We start from the raw sequence: 26,346 nt of genomic DNA, 5'->3' as shown, positions 1-26,346 counted from the left end.
AACCCAACAGCGCAACACAGCCCTCCCGGGCTGGCTCCACTTCTACAATCACCACCGCGCCCACTCCGCGATCGGAGGCCGGCCACCGATCACCCGGCTGACCAACGTGCCTGGACATCACACCTAGTCGTGCTCGGCCCCGTTGTCGCGCTCGGGGCCTGCCAAGAAGACCCAGAGCGGCAGGCCGACCCGTCGCCCCCCGCTACCTCGCCCACCACGACAGCCACCGGTCCCGCGGAAGATGCGTGGCGCGACGAGTTCACCGCGGACCAGCTCGCGGCGTACGACGGGGCGAGAGCAGCGTTCGAGACCTACGAGCAGCAAGAGACGAGCCGACGATCGCCGACGACAGTGGAACAGTCGGTCTAGGTTCTGCTTCAACGTGTAGTCAGCGGCGACGCCGCGACCACGCTCCTCACGGGATGGCGGACCTACCTCCGCACCCCGCTCGCCCTGACGCCAGGAGTGGACCGCACGTCGAGCCGTCAGGAGCCGATGAACTCCAGGATCGCGGCGTTCACCGCGGCCGGGTTCTCCTGCGGAGAGGTGTGCGTCGCGCCCGGGACGGTCACCAGGCGTGCGTCGGGCAGGGTGTCGACGAGTGCCTGCGAGTGTGCGACGTCGAAGAACTGCTCGTTCTCGGCGTGGAGGACCAGGGTGGGGTGCTGGATCCCCGCCAGGTCCGCGAGCTCGAGCCTCGGCTCCCTGGTCCACGTCCCGTTGACCAGCTTGTGCCAGAACCGGAGCCACGACTCCTCGTCCCGGAACTGTGCCCGGGCATCCGTGATCGTCTCGGCCAGGGCCGAGTCCGTGCCGACCATCTCGTAGAGCTGCTCCGTGGTGATGGTCGCGAACAGGTCCGTCGTGCCGGGGTGGTAGTTGTCGGTGTGGTGCGGCGTACCGATGAGCACCAGGCGGCCGACCAGGTCGGGGTGCTGCTGGGCCAGCAGGAGGGCGACGCACCCGCCGTCGCTGAATCCCACCACGTCGACCTTCGAGAGCCCCAGGGCGCCGAGCAGGCGGACGGCGTCGTCGGCGAAGAGCTGGTAGCTGAGGTCCACGTCGGCGTCCGTGCTGCGGCCGTGACCGCGGGTGTCCGGCGCGACGACGCGGTGGTGCGCGGCCAGGGCAGGCAGCTGGTTGCCCCAGGACTGATGGTCCATGATCCCGCCGTGCACGAGCAGGATCGGCGATCCCTCGCCTTCGGTGTGCACGTAGAGACGGACGTCGCCCAGGTCGACGAGCTCCCCGTCTCCCGAGGTGGTGGCGACCAGCTTGCTCATGGCGGGCTCCGATCTTCGGCGGGTCAGGAGCTCGCACCGTAGATCGGCGTGGCCCGCGGCTCCCATCGTCGCTGGTCGAAGATCCGCCCCCTCGGGAGCGACAGGCGTCGAGGCTCGAGCCGACCGCTCGGCCCAGTCAGCGCGAACCGCCTGCGAGTGGAGTGGCACACGGAGGTGCGCGGGTTTCCCGTCGTGGTCCACGGGTGCGGACCGGCGCGCGGATGAAGGTACGGTCCGGCAGGCGTCAGCCTCGGCGTCGACGGCCCCACAACGGCTCCTGCGGGTCGGTGTGCCGGAGGAAGAAGTAGTGCATGACCGCGGCCCAGAAGGCCGTCGTCAGAGACGCGGTCACGATCACCTCGCTGAACGACGACCGGAACACCAGGGTCTGGATGGCCACGAAGAGCGTGAAGAAGACGACGGCGGACAGCAGGGTGCGCTGCCACGGCGCGATGGACCGCGCCCCGCCCGCGGGCCGCTGGTCAGCCATCGTCAGCGCGCCCGCTTGCCACCCCCGCGCCGGTCGCGCAGGGACTGCACGGCGCGGTCGATCTTCGCCTTGTTCTGCGGCTTGCGGGACTCGTCGTACAGCTTCTTGCCGACGGCGACCAGGGCGGCGGTGCGGAGGATCTTCATGCCGTGGACGGTACCCGCGGGCCGGTGGCGCACCCTGCCCCTGGCAGAGGGCGACCACTGTGCAGATGGGGCAGGTGGGACGCGACCGGGGCGACCCCATCCGCACATTTCGGCGGACCGGCGGGCCAGCGGACCACGAACCCCACCCCTCGACACCTGTCGAAGCCCGACCTACGGATCCTCGACAGAACCCGCAGCGCAGGATGGCGGCCTGCTGCTTGACTGCGGCAATGAGCGGCAACGACTTCCAGACCATCGTGGTGGGAGCGGGCTCCATCGGCTCCGCCACCGCCTACTGGCTCGCGGAGCGCGGGCAGACCGACGTGCTCGTCCTCGAGCAGTTCGAGCTCGACCACCACAACGGTGCCTCGAACGACCACTCCCGGATCATCCGGCACAGCTACCACAACAGCACCTACGGACGGCTGACCGCGCCGGCGTACGCCAACTGGGAGCGGCTGCGCAGCGCGAGCGGGATGCAGGTCGTCACCGTCACCGGCGGCCTGGACATCGCTGTGCAGGGCACCCCGGGCGTCGAGTCGGTGGAGAACTACCGGCGCACGCTGACGGAGAACGGCCACTCCTTCGACGTGCTCGACACCGCGGGCCTCGTCGAGCGTTTCCCGCAGTGGTCGATCGACCAGGACGTCACCGCGACCTACCAGGCCGACTCCGGCATCGTCGACATCCGCCGCGCCGTCCAGACCCACGTCGCGATGGCCGAGGCGAAGGGCGTCGCCTTCAAGGAGCACACGCCCGTGCGGCGGCTCGAGAGCATCGACGGCGGGGTGCGCGTGCACACCGACGACGCGGCGTACACGGCTGACAAGGTGGTCGTCTCCACCGCGTCGTGGTCCGACAGCCTCCTCGCCCCGCTGGGCGCCACATGGGCGACGACCATCAGCCAGGAGCAGGTGGCCTACCTGGTGCCGCGGGACCTCCCCGACTTCACCATCGGGCGGTTCCCCCTGTGGGTGTGGCACGGCGAGGTCATGTACTACGGCTTCCCCGTGTACGGCGAGACCGCCATCAAGGTCTCCCGCGACGTCACCGGCAACTTCGTCACCCACGCGACGCGCACCATGGAGCCGATCGTCGAGGAGACGGCACTGCTGACGCGGTTCGTCGAGCAGCACCTGCCCGGCGGCTTCCGTCGTGAGCTCTACAGCAAGACGTGCGTCTACGACATGCCGCCGGACCGTGACTTCATCATCGACAGCCTGCCGGGCCACCCCGACATCGTGCTCGGGCTCGGGGCCGGCCACGCCGCGAAGTTCTCCGGCCTGTTCGGCGAGATCGTCTCCGAGCTCGTCGTCGACGGGCGTAGCACCCACCCCATCGATGCGTTCGGGGCCACGCGTCCCGCGTTGACCGACCCGTCGTACGAGGCCCACTTCGTGCTCAAGGGCTGAGCCCCCCGCCACCCCGTCCCGAAGGCCGCCGGTCCCCGACCGGCGGCCTTCGTGCGTCCACGACCCGTGGCCGGCGACAGCGGTGCGAAGCCTTCGACGTCTGTCGAAGGGGGCGGCCACGACCTTCGAAGCACGTCTCTCGCTGCGCCCCTGTCGCGCGACCCAGACTCCTCGCACAGCCCACGAGAGGAACCACCCATGGACCGAGCACCAGACGTCGTCGTCATCGGCGCCGGCATCGTCGGCGCGTCGACGGCTCTCGAGCTCGCGCGAGCCGGCTTCTCCGTCAGCGTGGTGGACAAGGCGGCCGGCCCCGGTCACGGCTCGACGAGCGCCTCCAGCGCGGTCGTGCGCTACAACTACTCCACCTGGGACGGCATGGCCGCCGCGTGGGAGTCGAAGTTCCGCTGGGAGAAGTGGGAGGACCACCTCGGTTTCGTCGACCCCGACGGCATGGCCCGCTTCAACCGCTGCGGCCTGGCCTTCCTCGACGTCGAGATCATGCCGCGGGACCGGATGGTGCCGCTGCTCGCGTCGGCCGGCATCCCGTTCGAGGAGTGGGGCCCCGTCGAGCTGCGCGCGGCCTTCCCGGGGCTCGACACCGGTCGGCACTACCCGCCGAAGCCCGTCACCTCCGAGGAGTTCTTCGCGGACGCGGACGGCGAGCTCGGGGCGGTCTGGACGCCCGACGCCGGTTACGTCGACGACCCGCAGCGCGCCGCCGCGAACCTCGCCGGTGCGGCCACCCAGGCGGGAGCCCGGTTCACCTTCCGTCGCAGCGTCGTCTCCCTCGAGCGCACCGGGGAGACCTGGCGCGTCGGCCTCGACGACGGCAGCGTGCTCGAGGCTGCGATCGTCGTCAACGGGGCCGGTCCGTGGTCCACCCGCATCAACGCGCTGGCCGGGGTCGGCGGCGACTTCACGGTGCACGTGGGCCCGATGCGGCAGGAGGTCCACCACGTGACCGCGCCGAGCAGCCTCCCCGAAGGGCACGGCATCCTGGCGGATGCCGACCTCGGCACCTACCTCCGCGGCGACTCGGGCCACCACCTCCTCGTCGGCGGCACCGAGCCCGAGTGCGACCCGCTCGAGTGGATCGACGACCCCGATGCCGCCGACCTGCGCCCGACCCAGGAGCGTTTCGAGGCCCAGGTCTTCCGCGCCGCCCGTCGCCTCCCCGACCTCGCGGTGCCGAACCGCCCGCGCGGCCTCGCCGGGGTGTACGACGCGGCCGAGGACTGGACGCCGATCTACGACCGCACGGAGGCCGACGGCTTCTTCGTCGCGATGGGCACCAGCGGCAACCAGTTCAAGAACGCGCCGCTGATCGGTTCGCTCATGCGGACGCTGGTCGAGGCCGTCACCGGCGGTCACGACCACGACGCCGACCCGCTCGTCTACGTCGCACCGCACACGGGGCACGAGATCGACCTCGGGTCGTTCTCGCGACGTCGGCAGCGCAACACGGACTCGTCCGGCACCGTCCTGGGCTGAGCCCGCCACCACAGAGGAGACAGCACATGCACGAGGTCGAGGCAGTCGTCGCGAAGTCGGTCGGGGAGCCGGTGAGCCTGGAGACGATCCTGGTGCCGGACCCGGGGCCGGGCGAGGCGCTGGTGAAGGTGCAGGCGTGCGGGGTGTGCCACACCGACCTGCACTACCGCGAGGGTGGGATCAACGACGAGTTCCCGTTCCTGCTCGGCCACGAGGCCGCGGGCATCGTGGAGGCCGTCGGCGAGGACGTCACGACGGTCGCCCCGGGTGACTTCGTGGTGCTGAACTGGCGCGCGGTGTGCGGGGAGTGCCGTGCGTGCGACCGCGGGGAGCCGCAGTACTGCTTCGACACCCACAACGCGACGCAGAAGATGACGCTGGCGGACGGTACGCCGCTGTCCCCGGCCCTGGGTATCGGCGCGTTCGCCGAGAAGACGCTGGTGGCGGCGGGCCAGTGCACGAAGGTCGACCCGGAGGCCCGTCCGGCCGCGGTGGGCCTGCTGGGCTGTGGCGTGATGGCCGGGATCGGTGCGGCGATCAACACCGGTGGTGTCTCGCGCGGTGACGTGGTCGCGGTCATCGGGTGCGGTGGCGTCGGGGTGGCGGCGATCGCGGGCGCAGCCCTGGCGGGTGCCGGCACGATCATCGCGGTCGACATCGATGAGGCGAAGCTCGAGGGCGCGAAGAAGCTGGGCGCGACGCACACGGTGAACTCGAAGGAGACCGACCCGGTCGAGGCGATCAAGGCGATCGCGGGCGCAGCCGCGGGCCACGAGGGCGCGGACGGCGCGGACGTGGTGATCGAGGCCGTGGGTCGCCCGGAGACGTGGAAGCAGGCGTTCTACGCCCGCGACCTGGCCGGCACGGTGGTCCTCGTCGGTGTCCCCACGCCCGACATGAAGGTCCCGGAGATCCCGCTGATCGACGTGTTCGGTCGGGGCGGGTCGCTGAAGTCGTCGTGGTACGGCGACTGCCTGCCGAACCGCGACTTCCCGATGCTGGTCGACCTCTACCGGCAGGGACGTCTCGACCTGGACGCGTTCGTGACCGAGGAGATCGGCATCGAGGACGTGGAGGCCGCCTTCGCGAAGATGCACCACGGCGAGGTCCTGCGCAGCGTCGTCGTGCTCTGACCCTCGTCGACCCACGCCGCAGCAGCCGTCGGAACAGGAGACACCGTGAACCACCCCCCGCAGCCCCTGCTCGAGGCCTCGGACATCTGCATCGCCTACGGCGGGCACCAGGTCGTCCACGACGTGTCGCTCGCCGTGGCCCCCGGCGAGGTCATCTCGCTCATCGGTCCCTCGGGTGCCGGCAAGAGCAGCTTCCTGCGCTCCATCAACTGGCTCGAGCCGCCCTGCTCCGGCACCCTCACCTTCGACGGCAGCACCTTCCGTGGCCTGCGGGACGGAGGAGTCTCCAAGAGGCAGCTGCAGGGCCTGCGGCGCAGCATCGGCATGGTGTTCCAGCAGTTCAACCTCTTCCCGCACCTGAGCGCGCTGGAGAACGTCGTGCTCGCCCAGGTGCACGCCCTCGGGCGGTCGAAGGCCGAGGCCCGCGAGCGCGCGCTGCAGGAGCTGCACCACGTCGGGCTCGGGGAGGTCACCGACAAGCTGCCGAGCAAGTGCTCGGGCGGTCAGCAGCAGCGCATCGCCATCGCCCGTGCCCTGGCGCTCGACCCCCAGGTGATGCTCTTCGACGAGCCGACCTCAGCGCTCGACCCGGAGTACGCCATGGACGTGCTGGTGACGATGCGCCGGCTCGCCGACGAGGGCATGACCATGCTGGTCGTCACCCACGAGATGCACTTCGCCGCCGAGGTGGCCGACCGTGTGGTGTTCATGGCGGAGGGGCGCGTCGTCGAGGAGGGCCCGGCCGCGGCCCTGATCCGCGATCCCCAGCACGAGCGCACGCAGAAGTTCCTCGCCGCCGTCAAGGGGCGATGACCGTGATGGAGCACCTGCAGGCGCTGGCCGGGGGCATCGGCACCACGGTCACCCTGACGCTCGCGGCGTTCGGGGTCGGCGCCGTCGCGGGCTTCCCCCTGGCCCTCGCCCGGCGCTCGTCGCAGTGGTGGCTCCGGCTGCCGGCCCTCGCCGTCATCGAGGTCCTCCGCGCGATCCCGCCGCTCGTCTGGCTGTTCATCGTCTTCTACGTCATCGGAGCGGACTTCCCGCTCATGACGCCCTTCCAGGCGGCCGTCGCCGGTCTCGGGCTGATCGCCGCGGCGTACCTCGCCGAGATCTACCGCGCCGGGCTCGACGCCGTGCCCGACGGCCAGTGGGAGGCGGCCTCGGCGACCGGCATCGGCACGCTGACCACCTACCGCAAGGTGGTGCTCCCGCAGGCCGCGCTGATCGTGGTGCCGCCGGCCGCGACGTACCTCATCGCCCTGTTGAAGGACAGCGCCGTGGCCTCGGTCGTCGGTACGACGGACATCACCTTCCTGGCGTTCCAGGAGGCCCGCGTGACGCTGGAGGGCTTCGAGGTCTTCGTGATCGCCGCGGCGCTCTACCTCGCGCTGAGCGCCCCCGTGGCCCTCGTCGCGCGGACCGCCGACCGTCTCATCAGCAGGAGGTTGGGACTGTGAGCACCTGGATCGAGCTCTTCCCCGACCTGCTGCCCGGCCTGTGGGTCACGATCAAGCTCACGCTGCTCGCACTGGGCCTCGGTCTGCCCTGCGGCGTCGTGCTGGCCGGTCTGTCCGCAGCGCCGTCGCGGTGGGTCCGCTGGCCGGTCATCGTGGTCGTCGAGATCGGCCGCGGCGTGCCCGGCCTGATCGTCCTCTACCTCGTCTACCGGGGGCTCCCGCAGGTCGACGTCGTGCTGTCGGCGTTCCTCTCCGCCGGGGTCGGCCTCGCGTTCAGCACCGCGGCGTACACCGCCGAGATCATCCGGGCCGGCATCGCCGCCGTCCCGGTCGGGCACCGGGAAGCCGCTCGGGCGCTCTCCCTCAGCCCGCTGCAGGAGTTCCGGCTGGTCGTGCTCCCGCAGGCGTTGCGCACCGTGATCGCGCCGCTCGTCGGCTTCTCGATCATCCTCTACCAGGGCACCTCGTTGGCCTACGCGATCAGCGTGCCCGAGCTCCTCAGCCGCGCCTACAACGCCGCCTCGATCACCTTCCAGTTCGGTGCAGCCCTGACGCTCGCCGGCGCCATGTACGCCGTCGTCTCGCTCACCGCCACCGCACTTGCCGGAGCCCGCTCGCGCGAGCGGGTCCTGTGAGAACCCACCACCCGAGGAGAACCGTCATGACCCGTCGTCGTCTCGCCCCCCTGAGCACCGCCGTGCTGCTCGCCGCCGCCCTGAGCGCGTGCGGCGGAGGGGGTGGATCCAGCAGCGTCTCGGAGGACTGCGAACCCGCCCACGCCGATCTGTCCACGGTGACGGACGGGACCCTGCTCGTGTCCACCTACGTCTCGCCGCCCTACACCGAGCTCGACCGGGCGGGCGGGGAGCTGGGCGGGGTCGACGGCGAGATCATCCGCGCCCTCGCGGAGAAGGAGTGCCTCGAGGTGAAGGCCAGCCCCGTCACCGGCGCCGCCTTCACCGAGGGCGTCTCGACCGGCCGCAGCGACGTCGTCATCGGTGGCGTCTACGCGACGCCGGAGCGTGCCGAGGAGTTCACCCTCTCGAGCGCCATGTACCGCGACGGCATGGCCTTCCTCTCCGAGGACGGCGTCTCCTCGATCGACGACCTCGAGGGCAAGAAGCTGGGCGTCATCCAGGGCTACCTGTGGACGGAGGACCTGCAGGACACGCTCGGCACCGACAGCGTCGTGATCTTCCAGGACGCCGACTCGATGATCGCGGACCTGGGGGTCGGCCGCATCGACGCCGCCACGCTCACCACCGCCGAGGCCGGCTACCGCGCCGGGCAGGTCGACGGGCTCCAGGCGGTCGAGGTGGAGCCCGACGACCGGGTGGCGGCCTCGACCGCGCCGAGCGACGTGGTGCTGCTGATGGCGAAGGACACGAAGCTCGCGGAGGCCTTCGACGCCGACATCGAGGAGCTGCTGGCCGACGGCACGATCGCCGGCATCCTCGAGGACAACGGCATCGACGGCGGCCTGGCGGGGAGTGTCGACTGACCGACGGATCGGAGAGGATCGACCCTGTGATGATCGATGCTCTCCAGGAGCTGGTCGAGGCCCTCGCCGAGGACCTCGGCCGCTCCGTCGCGGTCGACGACCCGGGCCTGCGCCTCCTCGCCTCGAGCGCCCACTACGAGGACGTGGACCGCGCGCGGCTCGGGTCGTTGATCGGTCGACGGGTCGCCGGCCCCACCCGCGACTACGTCATGCAGCAGGGCCTGCAGAGCTGGCGGGTGCCCACGCGGCTCGAGCGCAACCCCGAGGTCGGGATCGAGCACGACCGGCTCGGCTTCCCGCTGCGGTCCCGCTACGAGCTGCTCGGCTTCCTCTGGCTCATCGACGACGGCACGCTGACCGACGAGCACGTGCGTCTCGCCTCCGAGACCGCGACCCGCGTGCAGGAGATGCTGGTGCGCAAGTCGCAGACGCAGCTCGACGCGGACATCGAGATCGAGGCCATCGTGCTCGGCCTCCTGCTCTCCGACCGGGCCAGCCGCCTGCAGGCGGCCACCGACCTCGTCGACCTCGGTCTCTTCCCCCGGGCCGAGCACTTCTCGGTCGTGGTCGCGCGCGTCGCGACCGAGCCCGGGGGCCCGTCGCCGCTGACCGTGCGCGACGCCACCCGACGGGGGATCGCGGGGGCCCTCCAGGGCCACCTGCGCGAGTCCTACGCCTTCTCCGTCGGCGCCGACCAGACGATCCTGGTGGTGGGCCACCGCACGCCGCCACCCGACCACGTGCTCACGTCCACCGGCACCGCCCTCCACGCCGACATCGCGAAGGCGGCGGCCGAGGTCGCGGCCATCACCACCATCGGTGTGGGCAAGCCCGTCGCCGACCTGGCCGAGGCGATCCAGAGCTTCGACCAGGCCGTCGTGGCCGCCCAGGTCGCGGAGGGCCGGGGCCAGTCGGTCGCCCTGTGGGCCAACCACCCCCTCGACGCAGCGCTCCGCAGCTGGCTGGCGCCGCAGCTGCGCAACCCGTTGCTGCCGGACCTCGTGCGCACCTTCGCCGAGCAGCCCGAGGAGACGATCGCGATGGTCGAGGCCTACCTCGACGCCGGCACCAACGTCTCGGTCGCGGCCGCCGCGTTGCACCTGCACCGCACGACGGTCTACTACCGCCTCGCGCGCCTCAAGGAGACCGCCGGGATCGACCTCGACGACGGGGCGACCCGCCTGCTGGTGCACCTGTGGCTCAAGGCGAGACGGATCCGTCCGACCGTCGACTGACCGCGCTGCCGTCAGCCGTGGCGCGTCCACTGCTCGAGCACGACCTGCGTCTTCGTGCTGCTCACCGCGGGGCCCGAGCGCAGCGCACTGACGGTGCGGCGCAGCGCCTCCACTCCCTCCACCCGGATCCGGACCAGGGCGTCGGCGTCCCCGGCGAGCGTCAGCACCTCCTCGACCTCCGGGATGGCGGCGACGAAGGCCACGATCTGGGCGATGTCGAGGTCGTCGGCGAAGTGGAGCTCGGCCATGGCCTCGATGCCGCCGGCGATGCGACCGTGGTTGACCTGCACCGTGTAGCGCTCGATCACCCCCGTCGTCTCCAGGCGCGCGATGCGGCGCTGCACGGGCGCCACGGTGAGGCCCACCTCGGCTGCGATCTCGCGCAGCGGACGCCGGGCGTTGTCGCGTAGCAGGGCCAGGATGGCACGGTCGACCGAGTCGATCACGGGTTCGTCTGTCACGCAACAGACCCTATGCCAGGCAGTTGATCTGTTGCGTCCTGCGGTACGTCCGGGCCCCTTCTGTTGCGGATCGTCGCTCGTGTCGGGGAATGGTCTTGTGAGCCCGTTCACGCGCAGCGCAGGCTCTCGTCGTCCGCCGACCGCCCCAGCCGCAGGAGCGCCGCATGACCGTCACCGCCGTCCCCACCGCCCCCGACCTCGTCTTCGAGCGCACCGACGAGCTGGCCACCGCCGGCCACGAGCAGGTCGTGTTCTGCCGGGACCGGGCCAGCGGGCTGCGGGCGATCATCGCCCTGCACGACACGCGGCTCGGCCCGGCGCTGGGCGGCACGCGCTTCTACCCCTACGCCTCGGAGGCCGCGGCCCTCACCGATGTGCTCCGGCTCTCGCAGGGCATGACGCTCAAGGCCGCCGCGGCGGGCCTCGCGCTCGGCGGCGGCAAGGCGGTCATCATCGGCGACCCCCACGTCCACAAGACCCCGGCGCTGCTCGCGGCGTACGGCCGGTTCGTCGACTCACTGGGCGGGCGCTACCTGACGGCCGGCGACGTCGGCACCACCGCCGAGGACCTCGACGTCGTCGCGACCACGACGTCGTACGTCGTCGGGGCCAACGGCGGGTCGGGCGACAGCGGCCCCTCGACCGCCCTCGGCGTCTTCAGCGCCCTGCGGGCTGCGGCGGAGCACCGCTGGGGTCCGGACGGACTCCGGGGACGGCGGGTCGGCGTGGAGGGCGTCGGCAAGGTCGGGCTGCGACTCGTCGGACTGCTGCTCGACGCCGGCGCCGAGGTCACCGTCGCCGACGCGTCCCCAGCGGCGCGGGCCGCGGCGATGCAGCGCCACCCCGGCATCACCGCACGCGACGAGGTGCTGGGTGCGCCCCTCGACGTCTACGCGCCCTGCGCGATGGGCGCGACCCTCACGCCCGCCTCGGTCGCCCGGCTCCGCGCCGAGGTGGTCTGCGGTGCCGCCAACAACCAGCTCCTCGACAGCTCGGTCGTCGGACTGCTGGAGGGGCGCGGCACCACGTGGGTGCCCGACTACGTCGCGAACGCCGGCGGCCTCATCCAGGTGATGGGCGAGATCGAGGGGCGCGACGCCGCCGCGGTGCGCGAGCAGGTCCGAGCCCTGGCCACCACGGTCACCACCATCCTGGAGCGGGCGCAGGAGCAGGGCCGCTCGACGAGCGCCGTCGCGGGCGAGATCGCCGCCGAGCGGCTTGCCGCGGCTCCGGTGGGCCGATGACCAGCACGCTCGGCAGCGACGAGCTCCGGACGGTGGACCTGCGCGACCGGTACGCCGCGACGGCGGGCCGCGTGCAGCTCACCGGCATCCAGGCACTGGCCCGGCTCCCCATCGACCAGCACCGGCGGGACCGGGCCGCCGGACGCGCCGTCGCGACCTTCGTCTCCGGCTACGAGGGCTCCCCGCTGGCCGGCTACGACCTGGAGCTCGCCCGTCAGAAGGACCTGCTCGACGCGAACGACGTCGTCCTCGTCCCCGGCCTCAACGAGGAGTCCGCCGCCACGGCCGTGCAGGGCAGCCAGCTCGTCCTCACCCACGACGGCGCGACCCGCGACGGCGTGCTGGGGATCTGGTACGGCAAGGCGCCCGGCCTCGACCGCGCCACCGACGCCCTCCGGCACGGCAACCTGATGGGGGCGCACCCGCAGGGCGGCGCGTTGGTCCTCGTGGGCGACGACCCGGCCGCCAAGTCCTCGAGTGTGCCGTGCGCCTCGGACGCGGCGCTCGCCGACCTCGGCATGCCGTACGTCTATCCGGCCGACTCCCAGGACGTGCTCGACCTGGGGCTGCACGCCGTCGCGCTCTCGCGCGCCAGCGGGCTCTGGGTCGGCATGAAGATCGTGACCGCGGTCGCGGACGGGTCCTCGACCGTCGACCTGGCGGCGGTCGGCACCGACGAGCCTGTGGTGCCCCGCGGCGCGCACCGCCACGTGCCGACGTCCCGCCTCCTGCAGCCGACGCTCGGCCCGCTGGAGCGCGACATGGTGACCACCCGGCTGCGCATCGCGCGGGAGTACGCCCGCGCGAACCGGCTCAACCGCGTCGTCGCGGCGGGTCCGGCCGACCGGATCGGCATCGTCGCGGCGGGGCGCACCTGGACCGACACGCTCGCTGCCCTCGCACGGATGGGCCTCGACGAGGCGGCCCTCGAGGTCGCCGGCGTCCGCCTCCTCCGGGTCGGCATGCCCTGGCCGCTGGAGGAGCATTCCGTCGTCGAGTTCGCCGACGGCCTCGACGAGATCCTCGTGCTCGAGGAGAAGCAGTCGTTCCTGGAGTCCGCGATCCGCGACATCCTCTACGGCACCCCGGGCGCCCCGCGGGTGCTCGGCAAGCGCGACGTCGACGGCCGCGAGCTCGTGCCCGCGTACGGCGAGCTCGACGTCGACCTCCTGGCCCCGCGGATCCACCGCCGCCTGGTCGCGAACGCCGTCCCGGTCGCCCTCGACCCCGATCTGGACCCGACCCGTCCGGCGGGGCGGATCCGGCTCGCGCTCATCACGAGCGCCGGCCCGGCGGCGGCCGGGGACGAGCCGTTGGCCGCACGCGCGCCGTACTTCTGCTCCGGCTGCCCGCACAACTCCTCGACCAAGCCGGTGGGCGACAGCCTCGTCGGCGGCGGCATCGGCTGCCACGCCCTCGTCCTGATGATGGACGAGTCACAGGTCGGTACCGTCACGGGCCTGGCCCAGATGGGTGGCGAGGGTCTGCAGTGGATCGGCATGGCGCCGTTCACGGAGCGGGACCACTACGTGCAGAACCTGGGGGACGGCACCTTCGACCACTCGGGGTCGCTCGCGGTCCGCGCCGCCGTCGCCAGCGGCGTCGACATCACCTACCGGCTGCTCTACAACGCGGCCGTCGCGATGACCGGCGGCCAGCGCGCCGTCGGCGGCATGGGCATCGAGAAGATCGTCGCGGTGCTGCAGGCCGAGGGGGTCGCCCGCGTCATCGTGACCACCGAGGAGCTCCGCCGCTACCGCGGGGTGCGCCTGCCCCCCGGCGTCGACGTCTGGGATCGCAGCCGCATCGACGAGGCGATGGCGATCCTCGCGGCCACGCCCGGCGTGACGGTGCTGGTCCACGACCAGGAGTGCGCCACCGAGAAGCGCCGCAAGCGCAAGCGCGGTCGGCTCGCGACCCCCGAGACCCGGGTGGTCATCAACGAGCGGATCTGTGAGGGCTGCGGCGACTGCGGTCGCAAGTCGAACTGCCTCTCGGTGCACCCTGTCGAGACCGAGCACGGTCGCAAGACCCGCATCCACCAGGCCTCGTGCAACGTCGACTACTCCTGCCTCGAGGGCGACTGCCCGGCGTTCATGACGGTCGTTCCCGGCACGCGGGCGGCGCACGCGGGCCCCGAGGAGCTCGATGCCGCCGACCTGCCCGCCCCGGAGCCCGTGCCCGGGCGCGGAGACGGGTTCGGCGTGCGCATCACCGGCGTCGGGGGCACCGGCATCGTCACCGTCTCCCAGGTGCTCGCCACGGCGGGTCTTGTCGCCGGGTGGTCGGTGCGTTCGCTCGACCAGACCGGCCTGGCGCAGAAGGGCGGCGCGGTCGTCTCCGACATCCGCTTCGCCCGTGACGGTCGAGCGATCTCCAACAAGCTCGGCGCGGGGGAGTGCGACCTCTACCTCGGCTGCGACCTCCTCGTCGCGGCCGACGCCGGCAACCTCGGGGTGGTCTCCGACGAACGCACCGTCGCGGTCGTCAACACCGCCGACGTGCCCACCGGGCACATGGTCGCCGACCCGAGCCTGGTGTTCCCCGACGTCGCGGCCACGGCCGCGCGGGTCACCGACCGGGCGCGATCCGGCGCGCGGGTGCTCGACGCCCGGGCGCTCGTGCTCGGCCTGTTCGGCGACGACCAGTACACCAACATGTTCCTCGTCGGGGTCGGCTTCCAGACCGGGGCGCTCGCCCTCCCGGCCGCGGCGATCGAGGAGGCCATCCGCCTGAACGGTGTCGCTGTGGCCACGAACCTGCAGGCGTTCCGCCACGGCCGGTTGCACGTGCTCGACGCCGCCCGGGTCGAGGCGCTGGCGGGCGCGGCGACCGCCTCCACGGGCCCCACGGGGTCCGACGAGCTGGCCGCCCGGCCGGGCGAGTCCGAGGTCGACCGCCTCGTGCGCACCCGCTCGGCCGAGCTCGTGGCCTACCAGAACGAGGCCTACGCGCGTCGCTACCGCGAGGCCGTCGCCGCCGTACGACGCCGCGAGTCCGCCGTCGTGCCGGGGAGCGCGGCGCTGGCCGAGGCCGTGGCGCGGTACCTCTTCAAGCTGATGGCCTACAAGGACGAGTACGAGGTCGCCCGGCTGGCCCTCGACCCCGACGTCGCCGCGAGCGTGACGGCGCAGTTCGGGGCCGACGCGGAGACGCGCTGGAACCTGCACCCGCCGGCGCTGCGCGCCCTCGGGATGCAGAAGAAGCTGCAGCTCGGCGCGTGGTTCGCGCCCGGCTTCCAGGGCCTGTACCGCCTGCGTCACCTGCGTGGCACACCGCTCGACCCGTTCGGCCGGGCCCACGTGCGGGTCGTCGAGCGGGAGCTGGTCGAGGAGTACGTCGCGATGCTGCAGCACGTGCTCCCGCGGCTGACGCCCGACACCCACGCCACGGCCGTGGAGCTGGCCGCACTCCCCGACGTCGTGCGCGGCTACGAGGAGGTCAAGCTGGGGAGTGTGGCGACGTACCGTGCTCGGACGCTCGAGCTGCGCGCCGCCCTCGACGCGCAGGTCGGAGGGTGAGGGACCCCCTCACCCCAGCGGCGGCCGCCGGTCGGCCCAGGGCACGGCCTCCTCGAGCTGGGCGGCGAGGCTGATGAGCAGCGGCTCGCCGCCCAGCGGGGCGACGAGCTGCACACCGAGCGGCAGGCCGTCGGCGGTCCAGTGCAGGGGGAGCGAGATGGCGGGCCGGCCGGTGACGTTGGCGAGCTGCGTGTAGGGCACCCAGCCGAGGTTCTTCTGCACCATGTCGTCGACGACCGGCGTGTGCTTGAGCAGCCGCGCGGTCTTGGTGCGGAGCAGTGCGTCGGAGGCGATCTTCAGGGGCGCCGGCAGGTCGAACGCGCCGACCCGTGGCGGCGGGGTCGCGAGCGTCGGGGTCAGCAGGAGGTCGAAGCTCTCGAAGTACGTCGTCAGGCGTCGCGCGTGCTGGTGGCGACGCTCGACGGCGTCGACGTACTGCGGCCCCGTCGTCGCCGCACCCAGCGCCGCCATGATGCGGGTGTCCCGCTCGAACGCGTCGTCCCCGGCGCCGGTGAGCCGCTTGGCCTCGGCCACCTCCCACGCGATGAACACGAACCAGGCGAGCAGGAACTCGGCGGCCAGGGCCGCGTCGTCGAACGGCGCCTCGGGCAGCTCCTCGACGTGGTGCCCGAGGTCGGTGAGCGCGCGCACCGCGCCCTCCACCGCGGCGTACGCCTCGGGGTGGGGGTCCGGCGTGATCGCCGACGGCACGCGCACGCCGATGCGGAGGCGGCCGGGGTCGCGGCCGACCGCGGAGAGGTACGACGAGGAGGACGCCCCCGGGACGTACGGCCCGCCGGGCTCGCCGCCGGCGATGACGTCGAGCATGGCGGCGGAGTCGCGGACCGAGCGGGAGACGACGCCCTGGACGGCCGCGCCGTGCATGAGCTCCGAGGCCCCCGGGCCGAACGACGTCAGGCCGCGCCCCGGCTTGAGCCCCACGAGACCGCAGCAGGCGGCGGGGATGCGCGTGGAGCCGCCGCCGTCGTTCGCGCCGGCGACCGGCACGACCCCGGCCGCCACGGCCGCGGCCGATCCGCCCGACGATCCGCCCGGGGTGCGGTCGAGGTCCCAGGGGTTGCGGGCCGGCCCCCAGGCCTCCGACTCGCTGATGCCCTTGGCGCCGAACTCGGGCAGGTTGGTCTTGCCGAAGATCATGAGGCCGGCGTCGAGCCAGCGCTGCACGGTGGTGGAGTGCTCGGCCACGGGCGTGTCCTGCAGGGCCCGGGACCCCTGCGAGCTGGGCAGGCCGGCGTAGTCCTGCCCGAGGTCCTTGATGAGGAACGGCACCCCGGCGAACGGGCCGGTGCGCGGCTCGTCGGGGTCGCAGGGCACGTCACGGACGACGGCGTTGAGGCGCGGGTTCACCTCGGCCAGGCGGGCGCGGGCCACGGCCATCAGCTCGGCGGGCGTGACCTGTCGGTCGGCGACGAGTCGGGCGAGGCCGGTGGCGTCGTGACGGCGGTACTCCTCGTAGTCCATGCGCGCAGTGTGGCGCAGGGCACGGTCGGGTCAGGGCGTCGGCACGCCGATCACGCGCACGCCGCTGGCCTCGGCGCCCGCGACACCGCGGTCGAGGGCGAACTCGACACGGTCGCCCACGGCGACCGGTCGTCCCGCGTCCCAGAGGTCGCGGCCGTGCACGACGACGGGGGCGTCACCGTGGTCCTGGGTGATGTAGCCGTAGCCCTGGCCCTCGTCGAACCACGTGATGGTGCCTGCTGCCATGGGTGCTGCTCCGTTCCGAGTCCGTGCCCGGGCCGTCGCCCTGGCCCCGGCCGGTACCCACCCCGGCCGTCACGATGCGCGGCGGCTCCGGACCAGGTCGACGGCCGCCGCACGCCACGCCGGGTGCTCGAACGTGAACCCCGCCTCCAGCAGCCGGCCGGGCACCACGCGTCGGCTCTTGAGGAGCAGCTCCGGGTCGGAGCGGAGCGCGAGGGCGCCCAGCCCGGCCATCCACCGGGTGGCCGGCAGGCCGGGCCGTCCGCCCCAGGCGCGGCGCAGGTCCCGCATGAGCGTGCGTTGGGGGAGCGGCCCCGGCGCGGCGACGTTCACCGGTCCCGCGATGTCGTCGGCCGCGAGCAGGAAGGTCACGGCGCGCACGAGGTCGTCCGCGTGGATCCACGAGACGAACTGGTCCCCACCGGCGACCGGCCCGCCGAGGCCGGTGCGGGCGAGCCAGGAGAGGTAGTCGAAGATCCCGCCCCGGTCGGGGCTCATCACCATCGCGGTGCGCAGGGCGACGCGGCGCGTGCCCGGGAGGTCCTCCTCCAGCTGTGCCGCCTCCCAGCGGCGGGCGATCCGCACGCTGTACTCCCAGTAGAGCGGCACGTCCGGCTCGTCGCCGCCGATCACGCCCGTCGTCTCGTCGTGGGCGGGACCGCGGGTGTCGGCGTAGATCGTGGCGGTGCTCATCTGCAGCCACACCGCCGGCGGCCGCTCGGCGCGCGCGATCGCCGCGCCGACGGCGCGGGTGGAGTCGACCCGCGAGTCCATCATCTGCCGCAGGTTCCGGTCGGTGTAGCGGCAGCTCACCGACCTGCCCGCCAGGTTCACGACCGCGTCGGCGCCGTCGACCTCCGCCTCCCACGCGCCCGGGCTCCGGCCGTCCCACACCACGTGCCGGATCCCCGGCTCGAGCGTCTCCGGCCGCCGGCTCAGCACGACGACGTCGTGTCCGTCCGCCACCAGGGCGCGCCGCAGCACGCCCCCCACCTGCCCGGTGCCACCGGGGACCACGATCCGCATGGACTCACCGTACGACGCTTTTTGAACGTGTTCAATTCTGTGCTGGTCAGCGCACGGGCAGCCACCCCGACGTGCGCACCTCGTGGCCGTCGATGATGTCGAGGGGGTACGCCGCGGGGTCCAGCGCGACGCCCACCCCCGGTCCGTCGGCGGTGCCGTCGAGCACGAGCTGGAAGGCGCCGACCCGCTCGTCGTAGGGGCCCACCGGATCGCCGCGCCACCCCACGTGCACCCGGGCCGCGGCGCCGGGCGCTACCTCGAGCGTGCGTGCCTCGCCGTCGGCCGGGTCGCTCCAGACGCCCTCGACCCGCGCCAGCGTCAGGTCGCTGCCGGCGAGCCCGGTGCCGTCCACCCCGGGGAAGCCGTCGAGCACGCAGGCCAGGTCGGAGGTGTTGGTGACGACCACGTCCATCTGGCGGTAGCCCGTGGCGGCGTCGACCGGGGTCGACACGGCGATGAGCTGCGAGGGCTGGCAGGGCGCGCCCGCTGCGGGCGGGACCGCGTCGGGGTCCGACACCGGCGCCGGCTGGTCGGGCGTCACCGGAGGTGGCTCGGGCTCGGGGGTGAACCCCGTCCCGTCGCGGGGCGGCTCGGTCGAGGCGGACGCCCGGGCGGCCTCGGAGGCCTCGGAGGCTCCTGCGCCGCCGGGCTGCTGCGCCGCGCACCCTGCCAGCGTCGCGCCCCACGCGGCCAGCGTCACCGCGAGCAGCGCCGCGCCGCGCCGTACCGGCCGTCGTTCGTGCTCTTCTCCAGGTCCCCGTCCGGTCACCGGCGTCACACTAGGGGGTCGGACTGCACCGAACCGACCGCTGTGACCATCAACGTTGATGGTCGAAGCGGCGTGTTCCCCGGTCAGCCGGGGAACCGACCGGTACGCCGCACCCCCACCCACCCGGACTCGTCCGGTCCGCACCGGGCTCGTCCGCATCGCCCGTCTGGGTACCGTCACGGGCATGAGTGCGGTGCGGAGCGAGGACGCGTGCTGGGGCGAGGTCGTCCGGCTGCCGGGCGCGGACGCGGTGCGCCCGCTCCCGACCGCGGCGCTGCTCGACCCCGTCGCCGTCGGCGCCTGCCTGGACGAGGAGATCGCCCGGCGCCGCGTCGTGCTGGAGGACGTCGATCCCGGGCTCGGCGCGGTCGTCGACGCCGTCGAGCGGCTCGCCGCGCGCGGCAAGCGACTGCGGGCAGGCTTCGTCCTGCTCGGTGCCGCCGGGGCCGCGGGTGGGGAGGCCGTGCCGGGTGCGCTCGGCATCGCGACGGCCGTGGAGCTGTTCCACCTCGCGGCCCTCGTGCACGACGACGTGATGGACCACGCGGACGAGCGCCGCGGCGTGCCGACGGTGCACCGGGTCTTCGGGGCCCGGTCGGCCGAGCACGGCACCGCGGTGGGCGTGCTCGCCGGTGACCTGCTGCTCACCTGGGCCGACGACGTGCTGGCCCGGTCGACCCTGGGGCTCCCGACGGCGGCCGCCGTGCGCACCGTGTGGGAGCAGATGCGCGACCAGGTGCTGGCGGGGCAGTACCTCGACCTGCGGCTGCAGGCCGAGGGCGGCGCGGGGTCGGTCGCGGACCCCGCCGACGTCGACGCGGTCGTCCGGATGCTGCAGTTCAAGAGCGCCAAGTACACCGTCGAGCACCCGCTCCGCCTCGGCGGCACGCTGGCGGGCGCGGGCCCCGACCTGCTGGAGGGCTACGCGACGTTCGGCCTCGCGATCGGCGAGGCGTTCCAGCTGCGCGACGACGTGCTCGACGTCTTCGGCGACCCGCGCGCGACCGGGAAGGCCGAGGCGGGCGACCTGCGCGAGGGCAAGCGCACGCTGCTCGTCGCGCTGGCCCTCGAGCGCGCCTCCGCCGCTCAGCGCACCGTGCTGGCCCGGCGCCTCGGCGACCCCGGCCTCGACGCCGCGGGTGTCGCGGAGGTGCGCGACGTGCTGGTCGCGACCGGGGCGCGCACGCGCGTCGAGGAGCGCATCACCGCGCTCGTCGACGACGCCCGCCGCGCGTTGGCCGACCTCCGGCTCGACGGCCGCACGCGGGCTGCGCTCGAGGCCCTCGCCGACGGCGCCGCGTGGCGCTCCCGGTGATCGGCGGGCCAGCGCGGCGGCCAGCGCGGCGGACTTCGGGCTCAGGCGTCGTCGCGCCGCCCCAGCAGCCGCGCGACCGCGGGCACGGGGCCGGGACCGACCTCGCGCTGCACGCCGCGACGGCCCCACCAGACCCACCACATCATCGACTGCGTGACGAGGCTGAACCCGAAGAACACGTCCTCGACCGGCTGGTGGCCGATGCGCCAGCCGAGGATCGCGTCCTCGCCGTACTGGAACACGCCCTGCCACGTCAGCCACTCGTTCGTGACGAGCTGGAAGAACAGCACGATGGCGTAGGACGCCCAGTACGCCTTGCGCGTCAACAGACGGGTGCGCAGCACCCAGAGGTCGAGCACCACCGTGACGGCGATGCCGAGCAGGGAGGCCTCGGTGTGCGTCACGCGCGCTCCTCCTGCTCGTCGCCGACGGTCCAGCCGCGCACGCTCCGCACGGCCTCCAGCGTCAGCACGGAGGCGATCGGCACGACGAGGAAGAACATCCACTCCTCGAGGGGGAGGCCGCCGGGGAGCTCGATGCCGAGCGTCAGGTCGAGGTCGAACCACCAGTGCCCGGCCCGGGTCGCCGCGATGTCCCAGAGGACGAACGGCACGCCCACGCAGACGATCGTCAGCGCCAGCCGCGTCATCCGGGCGTACACCCGCGTGCGCAGCACGAGCTCGAGCGGGAGGGTCGCGAGGAGGACGAAGACGAGCATGGCGACGTACGTCAGGGTGCCCATGCCGCCATTCTCAGCATGCCCGCCCAAGCCGGTGCCGTCGTGGTGAGCGCGGGCCGCGTCGTGGGGGAGGCGCGCGACCTGCTCCGGGGGACCGGCCGCCTGCTGGAGGGTCGCGACCTGTCGGCGGCGGCGGCGACGCTCACCTACTTCGCGGGCATCGCGGTCGTGCCGTGGCTGTTGCTCGCGCTCTGGTCGACGACGTGGGGTGCCGGCGCCGACGCCGCCGAGGTGCGGCTGCTGGGCCTCCGGGTGCTGGTGCCGCCGGACATGGGGGCGCGCCTGCCCTACGACCTCCTCGTCGACACCGCCGTGCACCTCGGGGTGGTGGCGGCCCTCGTGCTGCTCTTCCCGGCCTCGTTCTACGGCGAGGGCCTGCGCCGCGCCGGCCTCGCGCTGGCGCCGCGGACCGACCGGTTCACGGGCTGGCGGGCGCGTCTGCTGGTGCTCGTCGCCCTCGTGCCGCTGCCCGTGCTGACGGGCGCGTTCCTCGCCACCGGCGACCTGCTCGTGCCGCTCGCCCCCGAGGGCGGTGGCGAGGGCGTGGGGGACCGGCTGCTGCGGATCGTCCTCGGCTTCGTCGCCGCCTGGCTCGTGCTCTCCGTGCTCCTGGCCTGGGTGTTCGTGGCCGTCATGCCCGCGCCGCTGCGGTGGTGGGTCGCGGCCGTCGGCGCGCTCGGCACCGGGTCGTTCCTCGCCGGCTTCCTCCACGGCTTCCAGCTCTTCCTCGCGATCCCCATCGACGTCGGGCTGCCCTTCGGCGGCCTCGGCGTGGTGGGCGGCGTCGTCGCGGTGGGGTTGTGGCTCTACGTGCTCCACGTGTTCGTGCTGCTCGGCTGGACGGTGACCCGGGCCCTCGAGGAGCGGGTACGCCGCGGCGCGGTCCCCGAGGGCGGTCCGTCGGCGGCGGTCGGGGGGACGGGATGAGCGCCGGGAGCGTGCCCCACGTCGAGCTCCGCGTCTGGGGCACCGACCGGGTGCTGCCCGCGCTGGGACGGATGGCGACGGGTGGACCGCGGCTGCGCCGTACGCCGGGTCTGCGGTTCGCCAAGCTCCTCGGCACCGGGTCGGCGCGCACCTTCACGCCGCGCGACGCCGACCCGCACCACTGGGCGCTGCTGACCGTGTGGGACGACCGGGCCGCCGCGGCGGCGGCGGCCGGCTGCCCGGTGCTGCGGTCGTGGTCGCGCGCCAGCCACGAGGAGCTGCGCGTGGCCATGAGCCCGGTGCGCTCCCGCGGCCGGTGGTCGCGGCAGGAGCCGTTCGCGCCGGTGGGGGAGGCTGCGGTGGGGGAGGCCCCGGTGGGTACCGGGGCCGTCGCATCGATCACGCGAGCCCGGCTGCGCCCCACGCGGGCGCTGTCGTTCTGGCGGGCCGTGCCGCCGGTCGTCGAGGACCTCACCGCCACGCCGGGCCTCCGGCTGGCGCTGGGCATCGGCGAGGCGCCGATCGGGCTGCAGGGCACGTTCTCGCTGTGGGACTCCGACGCGGCGCTGCGGGCGTTCGCGCACGGCTCGGCGGCCCACCGTGCGGCGGTGCGGCGCACGGAGCCGGAGCGGTGGTACGCCGAGGAGCTGTTCGCCCGGCTCGCCGTGGTCGACGTCGAGGGAACCTACGAGGGGAGAACCGTGTGACCAGCACGTCCGAGCCGTTCGCGGTGGTGCCGCGCCGTGCGCACCGCAGCGCTCACCGCGGAGGGCGGGCCGTCGCACCGCACCGCTGGCCGGCACTGGTGCTGGCCGCCGGGGGCGTGCTCGCCCAGATGGCGTTCCCGTTCACCGACGGCGGGACGCTCGGCCTCACGACCGCGAGCGTCGTGCTCCTCGCCGCGGCGGCCCTCACCGACGCCTGGGCGACGCGCGGGCCCGTCGCGGCGGCGACCCTCGCCGCCGTCGCGGGGATCGGTGGGCTCGTCGCCGAGGCCGTCGGCGTGCGCACCGGCTTCCCGTTCGGCGACTACGCCTACACGGGCACGCTCGGCCTCGAGGTGCTCGGCGTGCCGGCGCTCGTGCCGCTCGCGTGGATCATGATGGCGTGGCCCGCGCTCGCCGTGGCGCGTCGGCTGGGCGGCGCGAGGCCCTGGGCGGTCGCTCTCGTGGGGGCCGCCGCGCTCACCGCCTGGGACGTCTTCCTCGACCCCCAGATGGTCGACCAGGGCCACTGGACGTGGGCCCACCCCTCGCCGGGCCTGCCCGGCATCGACGACGTGCCGCTCACCAACTACGCCGGCTGGCTGCTCGTCTCCTTCCTCATGGTCGGCGCGCTCGACCGGCTGGTGCCGCGGGACGGGACCGGCCGGACCGGCCGGGACATCCCGCTCGACGCGGTCCCGCTCGCGGTCTACCTGTGGACCTACGGCTCCTCGGTGCTCGCGCACGCCGTCTTCTTCGGGCGTCCGCCCGTGGCGCTGGTCGGCGGGCTCGTCATGGGCCTCGTGGCCGTCCCCCTCGTCGTACGGCTGCTGCGGGAGCCCGCCGGCCGCCGCGCCGGCCGTCGCACGGGCGACCGCACCGACGGGGGCAGCGGGGCGGTGCCGCGGTGAGCGCGCTCGCCGGCGCCGGTCGGGCGGGCGTGGCCGTGGGCTCCGCGGTGGCCGTCGGGTGCCTCGCGCTGACCGTCGACAACCTGCGCCGGCTGCGCGCTCCCGTGCTGCCGGCGCGGGCACCGGTCGCCGGTGGCGCCGCCGAGCCGCTCACGGTGGTGCTCCCGGTGCGCGACGAGGAGGGCGACCTGCGCGCCTGCGCCGCCGGCGTGCTCGCCGCGCTCGACGGCTGGCCGGGCCGGACGCGTCTCGTGGTCGTCGACGACCGCTCCACCGACCGCACCCTCGCCGTCGCCGCCGAGCTCGCCGAGCAGGACCGCCGGGTCGTGGTGCGGGCCGGTGCCCCGACCCCGCGCGGGTGGTTGGGCAAGCCGTGGGCCTGCCACCAGGGCGCCCAGGCGGTCGACGCCGAGGGGGTGCTCGTGTTCGTCGACGCCGACGTGCGGCTCGCCCCCGATGCCCTCGTCGCCTCGGTCGACCTGCTGCGCTCCAGCGGCCTCGACCTGGTGAGCCCCTACCCGCGGCAGCGCGCGCACGGCGCCGCGGAGCGTCTCGTGCAGCCGCTGCTGCAGTGGTCGTGGATGAGCACCCTGCCCCTCGGCCTGGCGGAGCGCTCGCCGCGCCCGTCGCTGAGCGCGGCCAACGGGCAGCTGCTCGTCGTGGACGCGCTGGCCTACCACGACGCCGGCGGCCACGCGGCCGTGCGCACGGCCGTGCTCGAGGACATCGCGCTCCTGCGCGCCCTCAAGGCCGTCGGTCGCCGCGGCGGCGTCGTCGACGGGAGCGACCTGGCGACGTGTCGGATGTACGCCGGCTGGCCCGCCCTCCGCGCCGGCTACCGCAAGTCGCTGTGGTCGGCCTTCGGGTCGCCGGCCGGGGCGGGCGGGGTGCTGGCGCTGCTGCTGCTCGCCTACGTCGTGCCCCCGCTCGCCGCGCTGCGCGGCTCGCGCGTCGGTCTGCTCGGGTACGTCGCGGGTGTCGCCTCCCGCGTCCTCGTCGCCCGGCGGACCCGGGGCCGGGCGCTGCCCGACGCGCTCGCCCACCCCGTGTCGGTGCTCGTGCTCGCCGGCCTCACGGTGGACTCCGTCGCGGGCCGCCGCCGGGGCGAGCTCCGCTGGCGCGGTCGGCCGGTGGAGGCGGAGCGGTGAGCGCGCCGACCACCCGCCGGGTGGTCGTCGTCGGCGCCGGCGTCGGCGGTCTCGCCGCCGCCGTCCGGCTGGCCGCGCTGGGCCACCGCGTGACCGTGCTCGAGCAGGCCCCCGACATCGGCGGCAAGCTCGGCGTGCACGAGCACGACGGCTTCCTCTTCGACACCGGCCCGTCGCTGCTGACGATGCCCCACGTGCTGGAGGAGCTGTTCGCGGCGACGGGGGCGCCGCTGGCCGAGGTGCTGCCGATCGAGCGGCTGGCGGTCGCCTGCCGCTACCGCTTCCCCGACGGCACCGTGCTCGACCTGCCCGGCGACGTCGCGGCGATCCCCGACGCGCTCGACGCGGCGCTGGGGCCGGGACGGGGCGCGCAGTGGAGCGCCTTCCTCGACCGCGCGCGTCGGATCTGGGACGTCACCCACGAGCCGTTCCTCGAGTCGCCCATCGGCTTGCGCGACATGGTCCGGCTCTCGCGGCGGCTCGACGACGTGCGCACCGTCGCGCCCTGGCGCACCCTGCGCGGGCTGGGCCGCCAGCACCTGCACGACCCGCGGCTCGTCATGCTGCTCGACCGCTACGCGACGTACACGGGGTCGGACCCCCGACGTGCTCCCGCCGCGCTCGCCGCGGTGCCGTGGGCGGAGCAGCGGTGGGGGTCCTGGTACGTGCCCGGCGGCCTGGGCCGCATCGCCACCGCGCTGCGGGCGCGGTTGGAGCTGCTGGGCGGCGAGGTCGTCGTCGGCGCCGCGGTCGCGGAGGTCACGACCCGCGCCGACGGCCGGGTCGACGGGGTGGCCCTGGCCGACGGCAGCCGCCTCGCCGCGGACGTCGTGGTCGCTAACGCGGACGCGCGCCAGGTCTACGGGCACCTCGTGCGGACGCCGGCGGCGCGCCGGGCGGCGGCGCGCGTCGGGCGCACGACCCCGTCGCTGTCGGGGCTCGCCCTGCTGCTGGCGGTGGACGGCCCGCCACCGGACCAGCCGCACCACGCGGTCTACTTCGCCGAGGACTACGACGCCGAGTTCGACGCCGTCTTCGGCCGGCGCGGGCGTCCGCGGCCCGTCGCGCGGCCGACGGTGTACGTCGCGGCTCCCGACGACCCCGCCGTCGTGCCCGCACCCGGCACGGGTGCCTGGTTCGTGCTCGTCAACGCCCCGCCGCACGATCCCGGCCGTGGCACCGACTGGGACGCCCCCGGGCTCGCCGAGCGCACCGCCGACACGGTGCTCGACCTCCTCGCGGAGCGCGGCACCGACGTGCGCGACCGCGTGCGGCACCGCACCCTCGTCAGCCCGGCCGACCTCGAGCGACGCACCTGGACGCCGGGCGGGTCGATCTACGGCTCGTCGTCGAACGGCCCGCGCGCGGCGTTCCTGCGGCCGGCGAACGCGTCGCCGGTGCCGGGGCTGTTCCTCGTCGGCGGCTCGGCGCACCCCGGCGGCGGCCTCCCGCTCGTGCTGCTCTCCGCGCGGATCGTCGCGGGGCTCGTCGGCCCCGCCCGTCGCTGAGCGGCGGTCGATACCCCCGGGGGGTACGACACTTTCCCCGGTCGACCGGGGAAAGTGTCGCTCTGACCATGGCGGAGTCCATCGGTCTAAGCAACGCCTGCTTGATGAGGGGTGTGGGCGTTGCCGAAGGTGTTCTCGTATGAGACGCGTGATGAGTTCTTCGAGTTGGTCTGTGGTGGGTTCTCGTTGCACAGAGC

General features: G+C 74.0%; 26 protein-coding genes and 1 pseudogene. 17 read left to right on the top strand and 10 right to left on the bottom strand.

The genetic code is table 11. The annotated features are described in order from the left end of the window. A pseudogene (locus G3T38_RS20570) lies at positions 1-127 on the top strand (IS481 family transposase); the annotation flags it as partial. Between the two features lie 358 nt (positions 128-485). Here G3T38_RS20570 and G3T38_RS20565 read toward each other — a convergent pair. The 3 genes from G3T38_RS20565 to G3T38_RS20555 all read right to left on the bottom strand — a co-directional run bounded on the left by G3T38_RS20565 (position 486) and on the right by G3T38_RS20555 (position 1,919). Continuing rightward, positions 486-1,283 carry an alpha/beta fold hydrolase gene (locus G3T38_RS20565; RefSeq protein WP_163774744.1) on the bottom strand — a complete coding sequence of 266 codons (798 nt, stop codon included), beginning with the start codon at positions 1,281-1,283 and terminating at the stop codon, positions 486-488. 244 nt (positions 1,284-1,527) lie between these two features. Continuing rightward, complete coding sequence (locus tag G3T38_RS20560; protein ID WP_163774742.1) at positions 1,528-1,773, bottom strand: hypothetical protein; 246 nt, start codon at positions 1,771-1,773, stop codon at positions 1,528-1,530. 2 nt (positions 1,774-1,775) lie between these two features. Beyond that, positions 1,776-1,919: a hypothetical protein gene (locus G3T38_RS20555; RefSeq protein WP_163774740.1), complete on the bottom strand. Its 144-nt coding sequence runs from the start codon at positions 1,917-1,919 to the stop codon at positions 1,776-1,778. Between the two features lie 230 nt (positions 1,920-2,149). Here G3T38_RS20555 and solA point away from each other — a divergent pair, with 230 nt between their 5' ends. The 8 genes from solA to G3T38_RS20515 all read left to right on the top strand — a co-directional run bounded on the left by solA (position 2,150) and on the right by G3T38_RS20515 (position 10,151). Beyond that, a complete protein-coding gene (gene solA, locus G3T38_RS20550) occupies positions 2,150-3,331 on the top strand; it encodes an N-methyl-L-tryptophan oxidase (protein ID WP_163774738.1) in 1,182 nt (393 codons plus the stop codon). Between the two features lie 198 nt (positions 3,332-3,529). Continuing rightward, the gene (locus G3T38_RS20545) at positions 3,530-4,825 is read left to right on the top strand and encodes an NAD(P)/FAD-dependent oxidoreductase (RefSeq protein ID WP_163774736.1); all 1,296 of its coding nucleotides are present in this window, start codon (positions 3,530-3,532) and stop codon (positions 4,823-4,825) included. Between the two features lie 26 nt (positions 4,826-4,851). Then, positions 4,852-5,958 (top strand): S-(hydroxymethyl)mycothiol dehydrogenase, encoded by a 1,107-nt coding sequence (locus tag G3T38_RS20540; RefSeq protein ID WP_163774734.1) that lies wholly within the window; start codon positions 4,852-4,854, stop codon positions 5,956-5,958. Positions 5,959-6,003: 45 nt separating this feature from the next. Continuing rightward, the gene (locus G3T38_RS20535; protein ID WP_338037791.1) at positions 6,004-6,771 is read left to right on the top strand and encodes an amino acid ABC transporter ATP-binding protein; all 768 of its coding nucleotides are present in this window, start codon (positions 6,004-6,006) and stop codon (positions 6,769-6,771) included. After that, positions 6,768-7,415 carry an amino acid ABC transporter permease gene (locus G3T38_RS20530; protein ID WP_163774732.1) on the top strand — a complete coding sequence of 216 codons (648 nt, stop codon included), beginning with the start codon at positions 6,768-6,770 and terminating at the stop codon, positions 7,413-7,415. Before G3T38_RS20535 ends, G3T38_RS20530 begins: the two co-directional genes overlap by 4 nt. Continuing rightward, on the top strand, positions 7,412-8,050 hold the full coding sequence (locus G3T38_RS20525) for an ABC transporter permease subunit (RefSeq protein WP_163774730.1): 639 nt from the start codon (positions 7,412-7,414) through the stop codon (positions 8,048-8,050). The genes G3T38_RS20530 and G3T38_RS20525 overlap by 4 nt, the downstream gene beginning before the upstream one ends. Before the next feature lie 26 nt (positions 8,051-8,076). Next, positions 8,077-8,916, top strand: a complete 840-nt coding sequence (locus G3T38_RS20520; protein WP_163774728.1) for a substrate-binding periplasmic protein — start codon at positions 8,077-8,079, stop codon at positions 8,914-8,916. A 29-nt stretch (positions 8,917-8,945) separates the two neighbouring features. Beyond that, a complete protein-coding gene (locus G3T38_RS20515) occupies positions 8,946-10,151 on the top strand; it encodes a PucR family transcriptional regulator (RefSeq protein WP_163774726.1) in 1,206 nt (401 codons plus the stop codon). 11 nt (positions 10,152-10,162) lie between these two features. Here G3T38_RS20515 and G3T38_RS20510 read toward each other — a convergent pair whose 3' ends face one another. Further along, entirely contained in the window at positions 10,163-10,612 is a 450-nt protein-coding gene (locus G3T38_RS20510; protein ID WP_163774724.1) for an AsnC family transcriptional regulator, read from the bottom strand. Between the two features lie 164 nt (positions 10,613-10,776). On the opposite strand from G3T38_RS20510, the gene G3T38_RS20505 reads away from it, so the two are divergent. Together G3T38_RS20505 and G3T38_RS20500 are read left to right on the top strand one after the other, a co-directional pair. Next, on the top strand, positions 10,777-11,856 hold the full coding sequence (locus G3T38_RS20505; RefSeq protein WP_163774722.1) for a Glu/Leu/Phe/Val dehydrogenase: 1,080 nt from the start codon (positions 10,777-10,779) through the stop codon (positions 11,854-11,856). Then, positions 11,853-15,377, top strand: coding sequence for an indolepyruvate ferredoxin oxidoreductase family protein (locus G3T38_RS20500; RefSeq protein ID WP_163774720.1), 3,525 nt, complete (start codon positions 11,853-11,855; stop codon positions 15,375-15,377). The genes G3T38_RS20505 and G3T38_RS20500 overlap by 4 nt, the downstream gene beginning before the upstream one ends. Before the next feature lie 9 nt (positions 15,378-15,386). Here G3T38_RS20500 and G3T38_RS20495 read toward each other — a convergent pair whose 3' ends face one another. The 4 genes from G3T38_RS20495 to G3T38_RS20480 all read right to left on the bottom strand — a co-directional run bounded on the left by G3T38_RS20495 (position 15,387) and on the right by G3T38_RS20480 (position 18,897). Next, positions 15,387-16,859 carry an amidase gene (locus G3T38_RS20495; RefSeq protein ID WP_163774717.1) on the bottom strand — a complete coding sequence of 491 codons (1,473 nt, stop codon included), beginning with the start codon at positions 16,857-16,859 and terminating at the stop codon, positions 15,387-15,389. Positions 16,860-16,889: 30 nt separating this feature from the next. Beyond that, entirely contained in the window at positions 16,890-17,105 is a 216-nt protein-coding gene (locus G3T38_RS20490) for a cold-shock protein (protein WP_163774715.1), read from the bottom strand. Between the two features lie 69 nt (positions 17,106-17,174). Continuing rightward, positions 17,175-18,128 carry an epimerase gene (locus G3T38_RS20485; RefSeq protein WP_163774713.1) on the bottom strand — a complete coding sequence of 318 codons (954 nt, stop codon included), beginning with the start codon at positions 18,126-18,128 and terminating at the stop codon, positions 17,175-17,177. 46 nt (positions 18,129-18,174) lie between these two features. Beyond that, positions 18,175-18,897, bottom strand: a complete 723-nt coding sequence (locus G3T38_RS20480; protein WP_163774710.1) for a DUF4232 domain-containing protein — start codon at positions 18,895-18,897, stop codon at positions 18,175-18,177. A 184-nt stretch (positions 18,898-19,081) separates the two neighbouring features. Here G3T38_RS20480 and G3T38_RS20475 point away from each other — a divergent pair, with 184 nt between their 5' ends. Continuing rightward, a complete protein-coding gene (locus G3T38_RS20475; protein ID WP_163774708.1) occupies positions 19,082-20,212 on the top strand; it encodes a polyprenyl synthetase family protein in 1,131 nt (376 codons plus the stop codon). 41 nt (positions 20,213-20,253) lie between these two features. On the opposite strand, the gene G3T38_RS20470 is transcribed toward G3T38_RS20475, so the two are convergent. Both G3T38_RS20470 and G3T38_RS20465 read right to left on the bottom strand, forming a co-directional pair. Continuing rightward, positions 20,254-20,616, bottom strand: a complete 363-nt coding sequence (locus tag G3T38_RS20470; RefSeq protein ID WP_163774706.1) for a lycopene cyclase domain-containing protein — start codon at positions 20,614-20,616, stop codon at positions 20,254-20,256. Next, positions 20,613-20,954, bottom strand: coding sequence for a lycopene cyclase domain-containing protein (locus G3T38_RS20465; protein ID WP_163774704.1), 342 nt, complete (start codon positions 20,952-20,954; stop codon positions 20,613-20,615). Before G3T38_RS20465 ends, G3T38_RS20470 begins: the two co-directional genes overlap by 4 nt. Before the next feature lie 15 nt (positions 20,955-20,969). Here G3T38_RS20465 and G3T38_RS20460 point away from each other — a divergent pair, with 15 nt between their 5' ends. The 5 genes from G3T38_RS20460 to G3T38_RS20440 are packed head-to-tail and all read left to right on the top strand — an operon-like array spanning position 20,970 to position 26,149. Further along, a complete protein-coding gene (locus G3T38_RS20460; protein WP_163774702.1) occupies positions 20,970-21,878 on the top strand; it encodes a YhjD/YihY/BrkB family envelope integrity protein in 909 nt (302 codons plus the stop codon). Next, positions 21,875-22,585, top strand: coding sequence for a monooxygenase (locus tag G3T38_RS20455; protein WP_163774700.1), 711 nt, complete (start codon positions 21,875-21,877; stop codon positions 22,583-22,585). The genes G3T38_RS20460 and G3T38_RS20455 overlap by 4 nt, the downstream gene beginning before the upstream one ends. Further along, complete coding sequence (locus G3T38_RS20450; protein WP_206675946.1) at positions 22,582-23,493, top strand: carotenoid biosynthesis protein; 912 nt, start codon at positions 22,582-22,584, stop codon at positions 23,491-23,493. Before G3T38_RS20455 ends, G3T38_RS20450 begins: the two co-directional genes overlap by 4 nt. Next, entirely contained in the window at positions 23,490-24,641 is a 1,152-nt protein-coding gene (locus G3T38_RS20445; protein WP_206675945.1) for a glycosyltransferase, read from the top strand. Before G3T38_RS20450 ends, G3T38_RS20445 begins: the two co-directional genes overlap by 4 nt. Next, positions 24,638-26,149, top strand: coding sequence for a phytoene desaturase family protein (locus G3T38_RS20440; protein ID WP_163774698.1), 1,512 nt, complete (start codon positions 24,638-24,640; stop codon positions 26,147-26,149). Before G3T38_RS20445 ends, G3T38_RS20440 begins: the two co-directional genes overlap by 4 nt. The last annotated feature ends 197 nt before the right edge of the window (positions 26,150-26,346 follow it).

The sequence above is a fragment of the Nocardioides zeae genome (assembly GCF_010686755.1).
GTDB lineage: Bacteria > Actinomycetota > Actinomycetes > Propionibacteriales > Nocardioidaceae > Nocardioides > Nocardioides zeae.
This window is presented reverse-complemented; position numbering and strand designations above follow the sequence as displayed.

Bases quoted from the DNA above. Each gene is read 5' to 3' on its own strand.
- G3T38_RS20540 (WP_163774734.1), top strand. From the start codon at position 4,852: ATGCACGAGGTCGAGGCAGTCGTCGCGAAGTCGGTCGGGGAGCCGGTG.
- G3T38_RS20505 (WP_163774722.1), top strand. From the start codon at position 10,777: ATGACCGTCACCGCCGTCCCCACCGCCCCCGACCTCGTCTTCGAGCGC.
- G3T38_RS20465 (WP_163774704.1), bottom strand. From the start codon at position 20,954: ATGGGCACCCTGACGTACGTCGCCATGCTCGTCTTCGTCCTCCTCGCG.
- G3T38_RS20490 (WP_163774715.1), bottom strand. From the start codon at position 17,105: ATGGCAGCAGGCACCATCACGTGGTTCGACGAGGGCCAGGGCTACGGC.
- G3T38_RS20520 (WP_163774728.1), top strand. From the start codon at position 8,077: ATGACCCGTCGTCGTCTCGCCCCCCTGAGCACCGCCGTGCTGCTCGCC.
- solA (WP_163774738.1), top strand. From the start codon at position 2,150: ATGAGCGGCAACGACTTCCAGACCATCGTGGTGGGAGCGGGCTCCATC.
- G3T38_RS20555 (WP_163774740.1), bottom strand. From the start codon at position 1,919: ATGAAGATCCTCCGCACCGCCGCCCTGGTCGCCGTCGGCAAGAAGCTG.
- G3T38_RS20485 (WP_163774713.1), bottom strand. From the start codon at position 18,128: ATGCGGATCGTGGTCCCCGGTGGCACCGGGCAGGTGGGGGGCGTGCTG.
- G3T38_RS20565 (WP_163774744.1), bottom strand. From the start codon at position 1,283: ATGAGCAAGCTGGTCGCCACCACCTCGGGAGACGGGGAGCTCGTCGAC.
- G3T38_RS20560 (WP_163774742.1), bottom strand. From the start codon at position 1,773: ATGGCTGACCAGCGGCCCGCGGGCGGGGCGCGGTCCATCGCGCCGTGG.
- G3T38_RS20500 (WP_163774720.1), top strand. From the start codon at position 11,853: ATGACCAGCACGCTCGGCAGCGACGAGCTCCGGACGGTGGACCTGCGC.
- G3T38_RS20460 (WP_163774702.1), top strand. From the start codon at position 20,970: ATGCCCGCCCAAGCCGGTGCCGTCGTGGTGAGCGCGGGCCGCGTCGTG.
- G3T38_RS20530 (WP_163774732.1), top strand. From the start codon at position 6,768: ATGACCGTGATGGAGCACCTGCAGGCGCTGGCCGGGGGCATCGGCACC.
- G3T38_RS20515 (WP_163774726.1), top strand. From the start codon at position 8,946: ATGATCGATGCTCTCCAGGAGCTGGTCGAGGCCCTCGCCGAGGACCTC.
- G3T38_RS20475 (WP_163774708.1), top strand. From the start codon at position 19,082: ATGAGTGCGGTGCGGAGCGAGGACGCGTGCTGGGGCGAGGTCGTCCGG.
- G3T38_RS20545 (WP_163774736.1), top strand. From the start codon at position 3,530: ATGGACCGAGCACCAGACGTCGTCGTCATCGGCGCCGGCATCGTCGGC.
- G3T38_RS20495 (WP_163774717.1), bottom strand. From the start codon at position 16,859: ATGGACTACGAGGAGTACCGCCGTCACGACGCCACCGGCCTCGCCCGA.
- G3T38_RS20455 (WP_163774700.1), top strand. From the start codon at position 21,875: ATGAGCGCCGGGAGCGTGCCCCACGTCGAGCTCCGCGTCTGGGGCACC.